Raw genomic sequence first — 15,568 nt, forward strand, 5'->3', positions numbered from 1 at the left:
CTGATCACTCTTCGCTGGTGTGCACTTTGCGGTGCAGGATGGCCTGGAACTCGTCGGCGAACGTGTAGTAACGGCCGATCAGCACTTCACTGCGGGCAGCGAAGCGGTTGTAGGCGATAACCGCTGGAATGGCCGCGAACAGGCCGATGGCGGTAGCGATCAGTGCTTCGGCGATACCCGGGGCAACGGTGGCCAGGGTGGCTTGCTGGGCGCTGGCCAGGCCACGGAAGGAGTTCATGATGCCCCATACGGTACCGAACAGACCGATGTACGGGCTGGTGGAACCGACGGTGGCCAGGAACGGCAGGCTCTGTTCGAGCTTTTCTTCCTCGCGGGAGATGGCGACGCGCATGGCCCGGCCAACACCTTCCATGACCGCGTCCGGGTCGACCCCTGGCTGCTGGCGCAGACGGGAGAACTCCTTGAAGCCGGCACGGAAGACCTGCTCGACGCCCGAATCCGGATCCGGGTTGCTGCCCGCCTGACGGTACAGCTTGGACAGGTCGATACCCGACCAGAAACGCTCTTCAAAGCTGTCCAGGGCGCGACGACCGGCGCGCAGCATGGTGCTGCGCTGGAAAATCATGATCCATGACGTTACCGATGCGGCCACCAGAGTCAGCATCACCAGCTGTACCACGATGCTGGCATTGCTGACCAGGCTCCACATGGAGGTATGGTCGACGACGTTAGCTTCCACGCTTAATCTCCTGCATTTGAATGAGTACCCGGATCGCCCGCCTCGGCAAAGGCCGCGCGCAGCGCTTGGGGGATGGCCCGGGGTTTGAAAGTATCGGCGCGCACACAGGCCACCAGGAACTGCCCTTCACAGAGCAGCGTTGCATCTTTTTCGCGCCACACCTGCTGCACGAAGCGCAGGCTGGCGCGGTTCAATTCAAGCACTTGCGCGGTGACCCGCAATTCGTCGTCCAACCGCGCAGGCGCGTGATAGCGCGCTTCGCTGGAGTGGACCACGAACAGCAGGTTTTCCTGCGCCAGGGCCGACTGGGCAAAGCCCAGTGCGCGTAACCGCTCGGTGCGGGCACGCTCCATGAATTTCAGGTAATTGACGTAATACACCACGCCACCGGCATCGGTGTCCTCGTAATAGACCCGACAACGGTGTGCGAACGGCTCTAGCCCATTTTGCGCGCGCATACTCTAGTGCTTACTCCTCAGCTTGCCAATCCGCCCCGGCAACTGTTTTTCATCGATTATGTCGTTTTGCCAGCGTGGTCCTTCCGTGACAGGCGATAGGACCACAAAAATGCCGAATAAATCTGTCATTCATCGGTCTGTGCGGAAAAACCTTCTCCGCCGGCCGCATCCCCGAGGCGATTGGGGATGTTCAGGCCGAAGTGCAGGTAGGCGTGGCGGGTCACCACCCTGCCCCGTGGCGTGCGCATGATGTAGCCCTGCTGGATCAGGTAGGGCTCGAGCACGTCCTCGATGGTGTGACGCTCCTCGCTGATGGCCGCCGCCAGGCTGTCGACGCCCACCGGGCCGCCATCGAACTTCTCGATCATGGCCAGCAGCAGGCGCCGGTCCTGGTGGTCGAAGCCACGCTCGTCGACGTCCAGCAGGTTCAGCGCCATGTCGGCGATCGACTTGGTGATCTGCCCCTTGCCGCGCACTTCGGCAAAGTCGCGCACCCGACGCAGCAGACGGTTGGCGATACGCGGGGTGCCACGGGCGCGCCGGGCGATCTCGAAGGCGCCTTCGTCTTCGATCGGCAGGCCAAGAATGCCGCCGGAACGGCTGACGATGGTGGCCAGGTCGTCGGTGTTGTAGAACTCCAGGCGCTGGACGATACCGAAACGGTCGCGCAGCGGATTGGTCAGCATGCCGGCGCGGGTGGTCGCCCCCACCAGGGTGAACGGCGGCAGGTCGAGCTTGATCGAGCGCGCCGCCGGCCCTTCACCGATCATGATGTCGAGCTGGAAGTCTTCCATGGCCGGGTACAGCACTTCCTCGACGACCGGCGACAAGCGGTGGATTTCGTCGATGAACAGCACATCATGCGGCTCGAGATTGGTCAGCAGCGCCGCAAGATCACCCGGACGTTCGAGGATCGGCCCGGAGGTGCTCTTGATCGACACGCCCATTTCCTGGGCAATGATGTTGGCCAGGGTGGTCTTGCCCAGCCCCGGCGGCCCGAAGATCAGGGTGTGGTCGAGGGACTCGCTGCGCCCGCGGGCAGCCTGGATGAACAGCGCCATCTGCTCGCGCACGACGGGCTGGCCGATGTACTCGGCCAGGCGCAGTGGACGGATGGCCCGGTCCTGGACTTCTTCACGGTCGCGCCCGGTGGCGGCTATCAGTCGATCGGCTTCAATCACTTAGATCATTCCCTTCAGGCTGCGACGGATCAGCTCTTCGCTGCTCAGGCCCTTGACCCCGACTGCAGCCACAGCCTTGCTGGCCTCCTGGGGCTTGTAGCCCAGCGAGACCAGCGCGCTGACCGCATCGGCTTCGGCGCTGGAGACCGTGGCCAACGGCAACGGCCCATCGGACACCAGGGCGAACATGGCCGGGGAGGTTTCCCAGGCCTTGAAACGGTCCTTGAGTTCGACCAGCAGGCGTTCGGCGGTTTTTTTACCGACGCCCGGCACCTTGACCAGTGCCGAGGCATCCTGGGCCTGCACGCAACGCACCAGTTCGTCGGCATCCAGGCCCGACATCAGCGCCAGGGCCAGCTTGGGGCCGACGCCGTTGAGCCGGATCAGCTCGCGGAACAGTTCGCGCTCGCGCTTCTCATGGAAGCCATAGAGCAGATGGGCATCCTCGCGCACCACCAGGTGGGTGTGCAAGGTCACCGCCTCTCCGACCTTGGGCAGGCGATACAGGGTGGTCATCGGCACTTCGAGCTCATAGCCCAGGCCGTTGACATCGACAATCAGGTGCGGCGGCTGTTTTTCAGCCAGCGTGCCGCGCAAACGTCCAATCACGTTGCAATCCTTCCTCATGGGCGCCGGCAAGCGACCGGCCAACCCTAACAGCAAATGCAATGGCCGATGGCATTGCCCGGTCAAAATTTGTTTCAGCGCATGATGCTATCAGAGACGCAAGCGTCCGCTACGCCGGCGTGCCGTGCCCAGGCCATGGGGCACCAGGCTTGAGCGGGTGTGGGCATGGCACAGGGCGATGGCCAGGGCGTCGGAAGCGTCGATCTGCGGCTTCTGGGTCAGCTTGAGCAGGTGCATGACCATCATCTGCACTTGCTCCTTGTTGGCCCCGCCGGTTCCGGCGACTGCCTGCTTGACCTGGGTAGCACTGTACTCGGCGATTTCCAGCCCCTTCTCCACCGCCGCGACGATAGCCGCCCCGCGGGCCTGGCCGAGCTTGAGCGCCGAGTCGGCGTTGCGCGCCATGAAGACCCGCTCGATGCCCATGGTCACCGGCCCGTACTGCGAAATGATTTCACTCACGCCGCGAAAAACGATCTGCAAGCGCTCGGGCAACTCGCCGCTACCGGTTCGAATACAGCCAGAGGCCACATACTCGCAGCCCCGCGCGCCCTGGCGCACCACGCCGTAGCCGGTGATGCGCGAGCCAGGGTCGATGCCAAGAATCAGAGTCATAACGCCTGTACATTCAATGACGCATGATCGCGCCGCACTAAAAACAGAAGCCGGACCGGCCTGCAGGTGCAATGCATCTGCAGGTCGATCCGGCCAGGCACCGGTAGGAGCGGGCTTGTCCCACGATTACTGTCTTGCCAGTGACATCCCATCGCGAGGCAAGCTCGCTCCTACCCAAGTGGACAGCATTGACCTAACCGAGTTGCTCCATGATTTCGTCAGCGATCTCGGCATTGGAGTAGACGTTCTGCACGTCGTCCAGGTCCTCGAGCATGTCGATCAGCTTGAGCACCTTCTGCGCGCCATCCAGGTCCAGTTCGGCACTGGTGGTCGGCTGCATGACGATTTCCGCGTCCGCCGCCTTGAAGCCCGCTTCTTCCAGCGCATTGCGCACGGCGTAGAAGCTGGAGAAGGAGGTGAAAACGTCGAACGAACCGTCATCATTACTGACCACGTCGTCGGCGTCGGCTTCCATCGCCGCTTCCATCAGTGCGTCTTCGTCGATGCCGGCGGCAAAGCTGATCTGCCCCTTGCGCTCGAACAGGTAGGCCACCGATCCATCGGTACCCAGGTTGCCGCCGCACTTGCTGAAGGCATGGCGCACGGCCGCCGCGGTACGGTTGCGGTTGTCGGTCATGGCCTCGACCATGATCGCCACGCCACCCGGGCCATAGCCTTCGTAGCTGAGCTCTTCGACGTTGTCGGCTTCGTTGGTGCCAGCACCACGGGCAACGGCGCGATCGATGATGTCGCGGCTCATGTTGGCACCCAGCGCCTTGTCCAGGGCCAGGCGCAGACGCGGGTTGGAGGCTGGATCGCCACCGCCCTGCTTGGCGGCGACGGTCAGCTCACGAATCCACTTGGTGAAGATCTTGCCCCGCTTGGCATCCTGACGCTCTTTGCGGTGCTTGATGTTTGCCCATTTGGAATGACCTGCCATAACGCACTCCGAATCCTTTGAAACAATGCCACGCCCCTGCCGGGCACCAGGCCGGGCAGAAGCCTTAAAATCCGTATCGCTGAACGCAAAGGCGCATCCATGTGGATGCGCCCGGGGTCCGCTTACTCAGCCTTGGGCTGTTCGCGCAGGCGGATGTGCAACTCGCGCAGGGCCTTGGCGTCGACTAGGCCCGGGGCCTGGGTCATGACACAGGCAGCACTCTGGGTTTTCGGGAAGGCAATGACTTCACGAATCGACTGGGCGCCGGTCATCAGCATGACCAGACGGTCCAGGCCGAAGGCCAGGCCACCGTGCGGCGGTGCACCGAACTTCAGGGCGTCGAGCAGGAAGCCGAACTTCTCTTCCTGTTCAGCCGCCTCGATACCCAGCAGACGGAATACCGCTTGCTGCATCTCTTTGCGGTGGATACGGATCGAACCGCCACCCAGTTCGGTGCCGTTCAGCACCATGTCGTAGGCACGCGACAGTGCGGTGGCCGGGTTGGCCTCCAGCTCTTCGGGGGTGCACTTTGGCGCGGTGAACGGGTGGTGCAGTGCAGTGAAGCTGCCGTCGTCGTTCTCTTCGAACATCGGGAAGTCGACAACCCACATCGGCGCCCACTCGCAGGTCAGCAGTTCGAAGTCGTGGCCCAGACGGATACGCAGCGCACCCAGGGCTTCGCTGACGACCTTGAACTTGTCGGCGCCGAAGAACACGATGTCGCCGTCGACCGCACCAACGCGATCAAGGATGTTGTTGAGGTTGGCCTCAGGAATGTTCTTGACGATCGGCGACTGCAGGCCTTCGACGCCCTTGGCGCGCTCGTTGACCTTGATGTAGGCCAGGCCCTTGGCACCGTAGATGCCGACGAACTTGGTGTACTCGTCGATCTTGCTGCGCGGCATGCTGGCGCCGCCTGGCAGGCGCAGGGCGGTGACACGGCACTTCGGATCGTTGGCAGGACCTGCGAAGACCTTGAAGTCGACGTCTTTCAGCTGGTCGGCGACATCGACCAGCTCCAGCGGGATACGCAGGTCAGGCTTGTCGGAACCGTAGCGGCGCATGGCTTCTTCGAAAGTCATGTGCGGGAATTCGCCGAATTCCAGGTCCAGGACTTCCTTGAACAGCTTGCGGATCATGTTTTCGGTCAGGCCCATGATCTCGGATTCATTGAGGAAGCTGGTCTCAATGTCGATCTGGGTGAATTCCGGCTGGCGATCGGCGCGCAGGTCTTCGTCGCGGAAGCACTTGGCGATCTGGTAGTAACGGTCGAAGCCGGCCACCATCAGCAGTTGCTTGAACAGCTGTGGCGATTGCGGCAGGGCGAAGAAGCTGCCGGCGTGGGTACGGCTCGGCACCAGGTAGTCGCGCGCGCCTTCCGGGGTGGCACGGGTGAGGATCGGCGTTTCGACGTCGAGGAAGCCGTTCTCGTCCAGGTAGCGACGGATGCTGGAAGTGATCCGCGAACGCAGGCGCAGCTTTTCGGCCATTTCCGGACGGCGCAGGTCGATGAAGCGGTAGCGCAGGCGGGTTTCCTCGCCGACGTCGGAGAATTCGTTGAGCGGGAACGGCGGGGTTTCCGCTTCGTTGAGCACGGTCAGCTCGTAGCCCAGCACTTCGATGGCACCGGAGGCCATGTTGGCGTTGACGGCGCCAGCAGGACGCGGGCGCACCTTGCCGGTGATCTGCACCACATACTCGCTGCGCACGCGATCGGCGGCGGCGAAGCTTTCTGCGCGGTCCGGGTCGAAGACGACCTGGGCCATGCCTTCGCGGTCACGGATATCGAGGAAAATCACCCCGCCGTGGTCGCGGCGACGATGGACCCATCCGCAAAGGGTAATTTCCTGACCTTCCAGGCTCTCGTTCAGTTGGCCGCAATAATGGCTGCGCATCATGATGGTGGTTTCGCTTCTCGTCATTCGTGTGTTCAGTGGAGGCCTTGGCGCCACAAAGGGCTAATAGTGCAAGACCCTGCCGGTGCAATTCAACTCAGTCGGCCTTGTCGCCGCCTGCAAGGTTCTTTTTCGCCCCGGTCTTGAAGTCAGTTTCGTACCAGCCCGTGCCGCCCAGGCGGAAACCTGGCGCAGAGATCATCTTCTTCAGCGCGGGCTGCTGACACGCCGGGCAATCGGTCAACGCCGCAGCGCTGATCTTCTGGAGGACTTCCATCTGGTGATCACAGGAAGCACATTGATAGTCGTACAGGGGCATAGGCGTGTCTCGTTAACCACAGCACAGGCTGCTTCAGGCAGTAAAGAGCGGGATTATATATGGTTAAGGAGTGCTGTGCAGCCCGGCAACCGACTAGCGTGACACCGGTGATCCCAGCAGGTAGACCACGCAGATCACCCGGATCAGCCCGGTGAAGTTCTTCACCCCGCCGTGGCGCAGGTGCACCTCACGGTCCACGTAGGACAACAGGGCGTTGACCGAGCACTGGTTCGCCAGGGCGATGCGCTCCAGCACCCGCCAGTAGATTTCCTCAAGACGCAGGCAGGTGGCGAAGCCATTCAGGCGCACCGAACGAGACAGCGGCTGCGCCAGCCCCATATTGAAGTTCGCCTCGAACGGATCGATGCCACCTTTGCCAGGCTTCCCGCCCCCACTCCCCTCGCGATTCATCCATGCAGACATACCAATACCACGCGCCTTGACCATCAGGGAAATCAACCCGGGCAAGTCGGCTCGCCCAGGGACATGCCCTAATAAAGCGCTGCAATACCAGGCGTTTCCAGAAGACGCGCTCACTCGTGCCGTAGGATTACTCGGCACGCCCCATGGAATAGCGTAACGACAGAAAGACTTCCTTTATAAATAACAACGCCCGGGCATGCGAACACCCAGGCGCCAGTTCACGCTCACCCGATAAACAATGGAACTACTTGCCTTCGAGCAACACGCGCAACATCCAGGCAGTCTTCTCGTGCACTTGCATGCGCTGGGTAAGCAGGTCCGCCGTAGGTTCGTCGCTGACCTTGTCGACCAGCGGGAAGATACTCCGCGCCGTGCGCGTCACGGCTTCCTGGCCTTCGACCAGTTGCTTGATCATTTCATCGGCCGGGGGCACACCTTCTTCTTCCTTGATCGAGGACAGGCGCGCATAGATGGAATAAGCACCCGGCGCCGGGAAGCCGAGGGCACGAATGCGCTCGGCAATGGAGTCCACCGCCAGGGCCAGTTCGTTATATTGCTCTTCGAACATCAGGTGCAAGGTTCGAAAGGCAGGGCCGGTCACGTTCCAGTGAAAGTTATGGGTCTTCAGATAAAGTACATAGGTATCCGACAACAACCGCGACAGCCCATCGACAATGGACTTGCGATCTTCTTCGCTAATACCGATATCAATAGCCATGTAGTTTCCCCTTTCCATGATGCTTGATCATCAAGCAGGCAATTCCCACTGTACCAAGACTTGCCAACCGTCGCAGCCTCACACCCGCGGCAAAACGCTGCAGGCGCCGCCGACGCTGGCCGAGGCAGGCGACACATGGCTTGCCGATCATTTGAGAAGCCCGGGGCTTTGCTGTTAAATAGCAAGGTGCCGCCTCTGACGATAGTCAGTGCAGGGGCGCATAGGCTGGCCTTCTTCTCACGTTTTTGCGTTTATCGAACCACTGCGCGCCGTGACGTCAGCTCTTCCTGTGATTTGCCTTATCAATGTGAGCCAACCCAATGTTCAAGATCGTCCACCTGTTGACGGGCGCTGCAGCCTTGCTGCTGTCCTTCATACCGAGCCTGCGAACCGATGCCATCCCCCTGCTGCAGCAACCGGAAGCCGTTTACCTGGCACTGTTCGGCCTGCTCAACCTGGTGCTTGCCCCCGTAGTTCCCCAGCACTACAAAGGCGCACGCCTGCACCTGCAACGCCTGTCCAGCGCACTGCTGGTTCTGGCCGTGGTCCTGCAGACCCTGACCCTGCTGGCGCGTCCGGAGCTGGGTAACCTGCCCGCCCTGGGCTGCACCCTGCTGGCCGTGGTCCTGCACCTGATCGCCGGCTTCATGAAAACCGGTAGTGCCCGCAGCCAGCACACCCAGTACGACATGAGCAACCGCGATACCGGCACGGTCAAGTGGTTCAACACCTCCAAGGGCTTCGGTTTCATCTCCCGTGACTCGGGCGATGACATCTTCGTGCACTTTCGCGCCATTCGCGGTGAAGGCCACCGCGTCCTGGTCGAAGGCCAGCGCGTGGAGTTCTCGGTGATGAACCGCGACAAGGGCCTGCAGGCCGAAGACGTGATCGCTGCCCCCCGCCGCTGATCGTCCAGCCATAAAAAAACCGCGACGCCCAGGCGCTCGCGGTTTTTTTATGCCTGCAGGCAGCCGCTTCAATAATGAGGCGGCGGCGCCTCTTCTTCGCTGCTCTGGTATTGCCCGGCCATTTCCTCATAGCGCTTGAGCAATGCCGCCATCTGCATCTGTAGCCGCTCGACCACCCGCTGCTGATCGACCAGCACGTCATTGAGGGCCTGCAGAGTATCGTCCTGGAAAGCCAGGCGGCTCTCCAGTTCCATCACCCGCGCTTCAAGAGTCATCTCTCACACCTCGGCGAATGTGAAGTCATCATCGAGCACCGTCTTGAGCCGCGCACGGATGGCCGCGACCTGCTCGGCGGCATAGGCGATCGCCGGCTTGTTGCCCCATACCGGAGCAGGCCAGGCCGGATCGCTGCGCTTACGCACGATGACATGCATGTGCAACTGGCTGACGACGTTACCCAGGGTCGCCACATTCATCTTGTCGGCGGCAAAACTGTCCTTGAGGGTTTCAGCCAGGAAAGTGGTTTCTTTCCAGAGTTGCGCCTGGTCTTTGCCTTCTAGTTGAAACAACTCGCTGATATCGGCGCGCCGCGGCACCAGGATAAACCAGGGGTAGTTGGCGTCCTTGCTCAGCAGCAAACGGCAAAGTGTGAAGTCGCCAATGACGAAGGTGTCTTCCTGAAGACGCGGATCCAGAGCAAACACTGAAAAATCTCCTACAACTATTAAATACCTGGTTCGCGCGCAACTAACCTGCCACCGCGAGCCCCATGGCAGCAGGATACCTCCGTTCACGCGAACGAGCATCGCCAGCCTTGAAAGAAAGAGAAAAAGCACTGAACTGACTCTCATTCACATTGCCCTCCTCCCCACGGGCCGGCAAAAAGCTGCGAGGTAACAAAACGCTACTTTTCGCACCAAAATGAGGCCTCCATTGAGCGCCTGGCACCCGGAACATCCGCAAACTACACAAGTGCCGTGGATGACGGTAACGCTTTGACCTTACAGACAGGAATTTCGCTTATTCCCACCTGCACCGCCCCGATGAACCAAACGATCTTAACCCCCCCGGTTTTGCGACGGTTGACGCCTTTTTTGCCGGTCAAAGGTGAAAAAATCGTGAACCACTCCCGGTTTTGAGCACGCTTGTTGCATTGTGATCGGCCACAGTCGGCACGACACCTGCATCGATGCGGTGAAGCGCGACAAAATAACAACAGCTGCATGGGGTACCAGGGAGTTCCGGAAACAGGGGGGATTTAGATCATTTTTTCCTATCCTTACGCTGCCCGGAACAGCGCTGGAGTTGCACGGCCCGAAAAACCGGGACGTGATTTGCGACAAGGACATTACAGTTAGCGACATGACCGTAAAGTTACCGAAAGGATCTTTCTCCCCATATCGCCAACTACAGTCAGCGTGATATACATTCCCGCCGACACAAAAAGAAAGAGCCGCGCCGCATAAAAAAACCAATCGGCGACGGCAGTACTCTTCCTAAAAACCAAAGGAGCAAGTCACGATGCGCGTGATGAAGTGGAGCATGATCGCCCTGGCTGTTGCAGCAGGCACCTCGCAGATGGCAGTAGCCTCTTCCCAGGACGAGTCCAAGGGCTTCCTCGAAGACAGCAAACTCAACGTCAAAACCCGCATGCTGTATTTCAGCCGCGACTTCCGTAACAACCCGAGCGACACCCAAAGCCGCCGTGAAGAAACCGGCCTGGGCTTCGTCGGTACCTACGAATCGGGCTACACCCAGGGCCTCATCGGCGTCGGCGCCGATGCCATCGGCATGCTCGGCCTGAAACTGGACAGCGGCAAGGGCCGTGCCGGCACCGGCCTGTTCCCTACCGGTTCTGACGGCCGTTCGCAGGACGACTACTCCAAAGCCGGTGGCGCCGTTAAATTCCGCATTTCCGACACCGTGCTGAAAGTCGGCGACCAGTTCACCGCCATGCCAGTCTTCGCGACCGACGACAGCCGCCTGCTGCCGGAAATCGCCCAGGGCTCCCTGATCACCAGCAACGAAATCAAGGGCCTGACCCTGCAGGCCGGTCACTTCACCAGCCTGACCGCCCAGGAAGAGACCAACCGCGACAGCTTCCACCTCAAGAGCGCCGACGTGGCCGGTGGCACCTACGCCTTCACCGACACCCTGAGCACCAGCGTGTACTACTCGAAAGTAGAAGACTTCTGGCGCAAATGGTACGGCAACATCAACTGGGCACTGCCGATCAACGACGAGCAAGGCCTGGTCTTCGACTTCAACATCTATGACACCAAGAGCGATGGCGCCGGCAATGTCCGCACCTTCGACGGTGAAACCAAGCTGGACAACACCGCGTTCAGCCTCTCCGGTGCCTACAACATCGGCGCCCACACCTTCACCCTGGCCTACCAGGCTGTTTCCGGTGACGGTGACTACGCCTACGGCATCGACGGTGGCGGCTCCATCTTCCTGGCCAACTCCGTGGCCCGTTCCGACTTCAACCAGGAAGACGAAAAATCCTGGCAGGCTCGCTACGACCTGAACTTCGCCAGCTACGGCGTTCCAGGCCTGACCTTCATGACCCGTTACGTTCGTGGTGACGACGCCAACGTCGCAGGCACCACCGACGGTAAGGAATGGGAACGCGACGTAGACATCAAGTACGTCCTGCAGGAAGGCGCGGCCAAGGACCTGAGCTTCCGCGTTCGTCAGGCCACCTATCGCTCCGGCGACGGCGTGTACTACGGATCGCCTTCGATCGACGAACTGCGTCTGATCGTCGAGTACCCGCTGAGCATCCTGTAAGCCCCGGGCTTTCAGTATCCCCAGTACGAAAGAGCCCGGCATTGCCGGGCTTTTTCTTTGCCGCAATTCGGGCTGACAACGCCTTCGTGCTCCGGCATCCTGTACGCCACCGAATCGCCCCCGTACAATGCGGGGTCATTTTAAAGTCTTAAGCAACCGACAACGGCCTACCATGCGCACCAGTCAATATTTGCTCGCTACCCTGAAAGAAACCCCGTCCGACGCGGTGGTCATCAGCCATCAGCTCATGCTGCGCGCCGGCATGATCCGCAAGCTCGCCTCCGGCCTGTACACCTGGCTGCCGATGGGCCTGCGGGTAATGCGCAAGGTCGAAGCCGTGGTCCGCGAGGAAATGAACGCCGCCGGTGCCCTCGAAGTGCTGATGCCGGCCATCCAGCCTGCCGAACTGTGGCAGGAATCGGGCCGCTGGGAGCAGTACGGCCCAGAGCTGCTGCGTCTCAAGGACCGTCACGGTCGTGAATTCTGCGTGGGCCCGACCCACGAAGAGGTCATCACTGACCTGGCCCGCAACGAGCTCAACAGCTATAAACAGTTGCCATTGAACATGTACCAGATCCAGACCAAGTTCCGTGACGAGATCCGTCCGCGCTTCGGCCTGATGCGTGGTCGCGAGTTCATCATGAAGGACGCCTACTCCTTCCATGCCGATCCGGCTTCCCTGCAGGAAACCTACGATCGCATGCACCTGGCCTACAGCAATATCTTCACCCGCCTGGGCCTGGACTTCCGTCCGGTACAAGCCGATACCGGCTCCATCGGCGGCAGCTACTCCCACGAATTCCATGTGCTGGCCGAGTCCGGTGAAGACGATGTGATCTTCAGCGACAGCTCCGACTACGCCGCCAACATCGAAAAGGCCGAGGCCATTCCACGGGAAACCGTGCGCCTGGCGCCGACCGAGGAACTGCGCCTGGTCGACACCCCGGATGCCAAGACCATCACCCAGCTGGTGGAAAACTACGGCCTGGCGATCGAGAAGACCGTCAAGACCCTGATCGTCCACGCCGCCGAAGAGGGCAAGCTGATTGCCCTGATCGTCCGCGGCGACCACGAGCTGAACGAAATCAAGGCCGCCAACCTGCCAGAAGTCGCCAGCCCGCTGGTCATGGCCAGCGACGAGGAACTGCGCACCGCCATCGGCGCCGGCGCAGGCTCGCTCGGCCCGCTGAACCTGCCTCTGCCGTGCATCATCGACCGCTCGGTCGCCCTGATGAGCGACTTCGGCATCGGCGCCAACATCGATGACAAACACTACTTCGGCGTCAACTGGGAACGCGACCTGCCGGTTCCACAGGTCGCCGACCTGCGTAATGTCGTCGAAGGCGACCCAAGCCCGGATGGCCAGGGCACCCTGATGATCAAGCGCGGCATCGAAGTCGGGCACATCTTCCAGCTCGGCACCAAGTACAGCGAGGCACTCAAGTGCCAGGTACTGGGCGAGAACGGCAAGCCGGTGACCCTGAGCATGGGTTGCTACGGTATCGGCGTATCCCGCGTGGTGGCTGCGGCCATCGAGCAGAACTACGACGACAACGGCATCATCTGGAGCGACACCCTGGCCCCGTTCCAGATCGCCCTGGTGCCGCTGCGCTACGAAACCGAACAGGTACGCGAAGCCACCGACAAGCTCTATGCCGAGCTGACCGCTGCCGGTTTCGAAGTGCTGCTGGACGACCGTGACAAGAAGACCAGCCCGGGGATCAAGTTCGCCGACATGGAGCTGATCGGTATTCCGCACCGTATCGTCGTCAGCGACCGGGGCCTTGCCGAAGGCAACCTTGAGTACAAGCACCGTACCGAGCGTGACGCGCAGCCACTGCCACTGGCCGAGGCGCTGTCGTTCCTGCAAGCCCGCATTCGTCGCTAAGCCAACGCAAGAGTAATCATGTTCAAGCGAAGTACCTATAGCCTGGGGGGTGCCGCACTGTGCGGCGCCCTGTTGCTCAGCGGTTGCGCCAACCAGATGTCCCAGCGCAGCGAGCATGAGGAACGCATCGAGCGCAAGCTGCTCGAACACAGCCTGCAGATCGATGTCGGGGACCCCAAGGTACTCGAACTGCCCCAGCGGCGTGTGCGCATCCACGAACAGAAGCACTTCGAGGTCACCGAGTTCGAAGTCACCCGTCGTTACGATCGCTACACGCCCTACCAACCCTGGCGGGAAGTCTACGAGATTCCCCTGGGGGCGGTAGCCGTGGTCGCCGGGGTCGGGGCCAACGTAGTCAACGTCTTCGCCCTCGGCAACCTGCCCGAGAGCGTCACCCGTGGCTGGTTGAACTATGGCGTCGATGGCCTCAACCCGTTCATGAATGCCCAGTCCAACGGCCGTGCCCAGCAGAACCTTGCCGGGATCACCGAAGTGCAGAAGGACAAGCGCCAGGAGTACACCAGCCTGCCGTGGAGCGACCGTCCGGTGGAGGTCAAGGCCGGCAAGGTCAACCATACGCTGAGCACCGACCGCAACGGCATACTGCGCCTGAACCTGCTCGACAGCCCGTTCGCCGAGCAGAACCTGACCCACGTCGGCACCCTGCACCTGCAGATCGCCGATGAAGACAACAACGTGCGTGGCGACGCCAGCCTGCTGGTCAGCAGCGCCTTGCGCGGCAAGTTGGTGGAAGCCCACGAGCTGATCTTCGACGACCTCGAAGACGATGAAGTGAGCCAGTGGGTCCATCGGGTCAAGCGCTTGTCCGAGCTGGGGCTGGAGGAGGAAGCGAGCGAACTGGAGCAGAGCCTGATCGAGCTGACCCGCAACGATCCGGAGCTGCAACAGGAGTTCCTGCAGTCGTTGACCAAGAATGCCGGTCGCCTGGTTGCCGACCCCGGCATCCACTGATTACTCGTACCGCCCTGAAAGAACGCCAGCCTGCTGGCGTTTTTTCATTCAGTCACGAGCGAACAGCTCCAGCTGCTCATGGCCTCCGCGCAAATCCAGCAAGCGAACGCCAATGCCGAGCAAGCGCACCGGCTTGCCGCCCCGGGCAAAAGCCTGGCTGAGCAACTGCTGATAACTACCCAGGTCACGCCCGGCCCCCGCCTGCTCCAGGGTGGTCTGGGTAAAATCATGGAACTTCACTTTGACGAAGGGCTTGCCCGGCCGGTAGCTGTCGTCGATGCGCGCCATGCGCCCGGCCAGGGTCTCCATCAGTTCCGGCAGTTTTTCCAGGCAACTGGCGAGGTCCGGTAGATCGGTGTCGTAGGTGTTTTCCACGCTGACCGACTGCCGACGACTGTCATTCTGCACCGGGCGATCATCGATACCACGGGCCAGGCCCCATAACCGTTCACCAAAGCTGCCAAATTCCCGGGCCAGGGCCAGGCGACTCCAGTCACGCAGTTCCAGGCAGTTGCTGATTCCCAGGCGCCCCAGTTTGTCCGCCGTCACCTTGCCCACCCCGTGCAACTTGCCCACCGGCAGCGCGGCGACAAAGTCCTCGACCTCCATGGGTGTTATCACGAACAAGCCGTTGGGCTTGCGCCAGTCGCTGGCGATCTTGGCCAGGAACTTGTTCGGCGCCACGCCGGCCGAGACGGTAATGTGCAGTTGCTGGGCAACGCGACGGCGAATATCGGCGGCAATCCGTGTCGCACTGCCGGCAAACCAGGAACTGTCGGAGACATCCAGGTAGGCTTCGTCCAGCGACAAGGGTTCGATCAGGTCGGTGTAGTCGCGAAAGATCGTGTGAATTTCCCGCGAGGCTTCTTTATAGGCATCCATGCGCGGCTTGACGATCAACAGGTCGGGGCACAGGTTCAGGGCATGGCGGGACGACATCGCCGAGCGCACGCCAAAGGCCCGCGCCTCGTAGTTGCAGGTGGCAATCACCCCGCGACGCTCCGCCGAGCCGCCCACCGCCAGCGGCCGCCCGGCCAGGCGCGGGTCGTCGCGCATTTCGATGGCGGCGTAGAAACAATCGCAGTCGATGTGGATGATCTTGCGCTGGGACATCGGCAACTGTGGGCACTG

Annotated in this window: 17 protein-coding genes; 4 read left to right on the top strand and 13 right to left on the bottom strand. The window is 61.3% G+C overall.

The window, feature by feature from the left end:
* Nucleotides 1-4: 4 nt before the first annotated feature.
* The 10 genes from tolQ to M2D63_RS09380 all read right to left on the bottom strand — a co-directional run bounded on the left by tolQ (nucleotide 5) and on the right by M2D63_RS09380 (nucleotide 7,876).
* The gene (gene tolQ, locus M2D63_RS09335) at nucleotides 5-700 is read right to left on the bottom strand and encodes a protein TolQ (RefSeq protein WP_285862585.1); all 696 of its coding nucleotides are present in this window, start codon (nucleotides 698-700) and stop codon (nucleotides 5-7) included.
* A 2-nt stretch (nucleotides 701-702) separates the two neighbouring features.
* Nucleotides 703-1,158 carry a tol-pal system-associated acyl-CoA thioesterase gene (ybgC, locus tag M2D63_RS09340; protein ID WP_285862586.1) on the bottom strand — a complete coding sequence of 152 codons (456 nt, stop codon included), beginning with the start codon at nucleotides 1,156-1,158 and terminating at the stop codon, nucleotides 703-705.
* A 125-nt stretch (nucleotides 1,159-1,283) separates the two neighbouring features.
* Nucleotides 1,284-2,339 carry a Holliday junction branch migration DNA helicase RuvB gene (gene ruvB, locus M2D63_RS09345; protein WP_285862588.1) on the bottom strand — a complete coding sequence of 352 codons (1,056 nt, stop codon included), beginning with the start codon at nucleotides 2,337-2,339 and terminating at the stop codon, nucleotides 1,284-1,286.
* Nucleotides 2,340-2,948 (bottom strand): Holliday junction branch migration protein RuvA, encoded by a 609-nt coding sequence (gene ruvA, locus M2D63_RS09350; RefSeq protein WP_285862590.1) that lies wholly within the window; start codon nucleotides 2,946-2,948, stop codon nucleotides 2,340-2,342.
* Nucleotides 2,949-3,056: 108 nt separating this feature from the next.
* A complete protein-coding gene (gene ruvC, locus M2D63_RS09355) occupies nucleotides 3,057-3,581 on the bottom strand; it encodes a crossover junction endodeoxyribonuclease RuvC (RefSeq protein ID WP_285862592.1) in 525 nt (174 codons plus the stop codon).
* 193 nt (nucleotides 3,582-3,774) lie between these two features.
* Nucleotides 3,775-4,521 carry a YebC/PmpR family DNA-binding transcriptional regulator gene (locus M2D63_RS09360; RefSeq protein WP_285862593.1) on the bottom strand — a complete coding sequence of 249 codons (747 nt, stop codon included), beginning with the start codon at nucleotides 4,519-4,521 and terminating at the stop codon, nucleotides 3,775-3,777.
* A 122-nt stretch (nucleotides 4,522-4,643) separates the two neighbouring features.
* The gene (gene aspS / locus M2D63_RS09365; protein WP_285862663.1) at nucleotides 4,644-6,419 is read right to left on the bottom strand and encodes an aspartate--tRNA ligase; all 1,776 of its coding nucleotides are present in this window, start codon (nucleotides 6,417-6,419) and stop codon (nucleotides 4,644-4,646) included.
* 94 nt (nucleotides 6,420-6,513) lie between these two features.
* Nucleotides 6,514-6,735 (bottom strand): zinc ribbon domain-containing protein, encoded by a 222-nt coding sequence (locus tag M2D63_RS09370; protein ID WP_285862594.1) that lies wholly within the window; start codon nucleotides 6,733-6,735, stop codon nucleotides 6,514-6,516.
* A 93-nt stretch (nucleotides 6,736-6,828) separates the two neighbouring features.
* Complete coding sequence (locus M2D63_RS09375) at nucleotides 6,829-7,158, bottom strand: ribbon-helix-helix domain-containing protein (protein ID WP_285862595.1); 330 nt, start codon at nucleotides 7,156-7,158, stop codon at nucleotides 6,829-6,831.
* Nucleotides 7,159-7,402: 244 nt separating this feature from the next.
* Nucleotides 7,403-7,876, bottom strand: a complete 474-nt coding sequence (locus M2D63_RS09380; protein WP_285862596.1) for a Dps family protein — start codon at nucleotides 7,874-7,876, stop codon at nucleotides 7,403-7,405.
* Between the two features lie 320 nt (nucleotides 7,877-8,196).
* Here M2D63_RS09380 and M2D63_RS09385 point away from each other — a divergent pair, with 320 nt between their 5' ends.
* Nucleotides 8,197-8,784: a cold-shock protein gene (locus M2D63_RS09385; protein ID WP_285862597.1), complete on the top strand. Its 588-nt coding sequence runs from the start codon at nucleotides 8,197-8,199 to the stop codon at nucleotides 8,782-8,784.
* Between the two features lie 68 nt (nucleotides 8,785-8,852).
* Here the strand turns inward: M2D63_RS09385 and M2D63_RS09390 are convergent, their stop codons facing one another.
* Together M2D63_RS09390 and M2D63_RS09395 are read right to left on the bottom strand one after the other, a co-directional pair.
* On the bottom strand, nucleotides 8,853-9,059 hold the full coding sequence (locus M2D63_RS09390) for a SlyX family protein (protein ID WP_285862598.1): 207 nt from the start codon (nucleotides 9,057-9,059) through the stop codon (nucleotides 8,853-8,855).
* 3 nt (nucleotides 9,060-9,062) lie between these two features.
* Nucleotides 9,063-9,488 (bottom strand): HIT domain-containing protein, encoded by a 426-nt coding sequence (locus tag M2D63_RS09395; protein ID WP_285862599.1) that lies wholly within the window; start codon nucleotides 9,486-9,488, stop codon nucleotides 9,063-9,065.
* 817 nt (nucleotides 9,489-10,305) lie between these two features.
* Here M2D63_RS09395 and M2D63_RS09400 point away from each other — a divergent pair.
* The 3 genes from M2D63_RS09400 (at nucleotide 10,306) to M2D63_RS09410 (ending at nucleotide 14,437) form a co-directional block, all read left to right on the top strand.
* Entirely contained in the window at nucleotides 10,306-11,577 is a 1,272-nt protein-coding gene (locus M2D63_RS09400; RefSeq protein ID WP_285862600.1) for an OprD family porin, read from the top strand.
* A gap of 172 nt (nucleotides 11,578-11,749) precedes the next feature.
* The gene (locus tag M2D63_RS09405) at nucleotides 11,750-13,465 is read left to right on the top strand and encodes a proline--tRNA ligase (protein WP_285862601.1); all 1,716 of its coding nucleotides are present in this window, start codon (nucleotides 11,750-11,752) and stop codon (nucleotides 13,463-13,465) included.
* 18 nt (nucleotides 13,466-13,483) lie between these two features.
* Nucleotides 13,484-14,437, top strand: a complete 954-nt coding sequence (locus tag M2D63_RS09410; RefSeq protein ID WP_285862602.1) for a hypothetical protein — start codon at nucleotides 13,484-13,486, stop codon at nucleotides 14,435-14,437.
* Between the two features lie 48 nt (nucleotides 14,438-14,485).
* On the opposite strand, the gene dinB is transcribed toward M2D63_RS09410, so the two are convergent.
* The gene (gene dinB, locus M2D63_RS09415) at nucleotides 14,486-15,550 is read right to left on the bottom strand and encodes a DNA polymerase IV (RefSeq protein WP_285862603.1); all 1,065 of its coding nucleotides are present in this window, start codon (nucleotides 15,548-15,550) and stop codon (nucleotides 14,486-14,488) included.
* Nucleotides 15,551-15,568: the final 18 nt, after the last annotated feature.

This window comes from Pseudomonas sp. BJa5 (assembly GCF_030272875.2).
In the GTDB taxonomy this organism is placed as follows: Bacteria; Pseudomonadota; Gammaproteobacteria; order Pseudomonadales; family Pseudomonadaceae; genus Aquipseudomonas.

Coding starts and splice junctions, on each gene's coding strand:
- M2D63_RS09410 (WP_285862602.1), top strand. CDS start 13,484: ATGTTCAAGCGAAGTACCTATAGCCTGGGGGGTGCCGCACTGTGCGGC.
- M2D63_RS09400 (WP_285862600.1), top strand. CDS start 10,306: ATGCGCGTGATGAAGTGGAGCATGATCGCCCTGGCTGTTGCAGCAGGC.
- M2D63_RS09390 (WP_285862598.1), bottom strand. CDS start 9,059: ATGACTCTTGAAGCGCGGGTGATGGAACTGGAGAGCCGCCTGGCTTTC.
- M2D63_RS09380 (WP_285862596.1), bottom strand. CDS start 7,876: ATGGCTATTGATATCGGTATTAGCGAAGAAGATCGCAAGTCCATTGTC.
- ruvC (WP_285862592.1), bottom strand. CDS start 3,581: ATGACTCTGATTCTTGGCATCGACCCTGGCTCGCGCATCACCGGCTAC.
- M2D63_RS09375 (WP_285862595.1), bottom strand. CDS start 7,158: ATGTCTGCATGGATGAATCGCGAGGGGAGTGGGGGCGGGAAGCCTGGC.
- ybgC (WP_285862586.1), bottom strand. CDS start 1,158: ATGCGCGCGCAAAATGGGCTAGAGCCGTTCGCACACCGTTGTCGGGTC.
- M2D63_RS09385 (WP_285862597.1), top strand. CDS start 8,197: ATGTTCAAGATCGTCCACCTGTTGACGGGCGCTGCAGCCTTGCTGCTG.
- aspS (WP_285862663.1), bottom strand. CDS start 6,419: ATGATGCGCAGCCATTATTGCGGCCAACTGAACGAGAGCCTGGAAGGT.
- M2D63_RS09370 (WP_285862594.1), bottom strand. CDS start 6,735: ATGCCCCTGTACGACTATCAATGTGCTTCCTGTGATCACCAGATGGAA.
- M2D63_RS09360 (WP_285862593.1), bottom strand. CDS start 4,521: ATGGCAGGTCATTCCAAATGGGCAAACATCAAGCACCGCAAAGAGCGT.
- dinB (WP_285862603.1), bottom strand. CDS start 15,550: ATGTCCCAGCGCAAGATCATCCACATCGACTGCGATTGTTTCTACGCC.
- M2D63_RS09405 (WP_285862601.1), top strand. CDS start 11,750: ATGCGCACCAGTCAATATTTGCTCGCTACCCTGAAAGAAACCCCGTCC.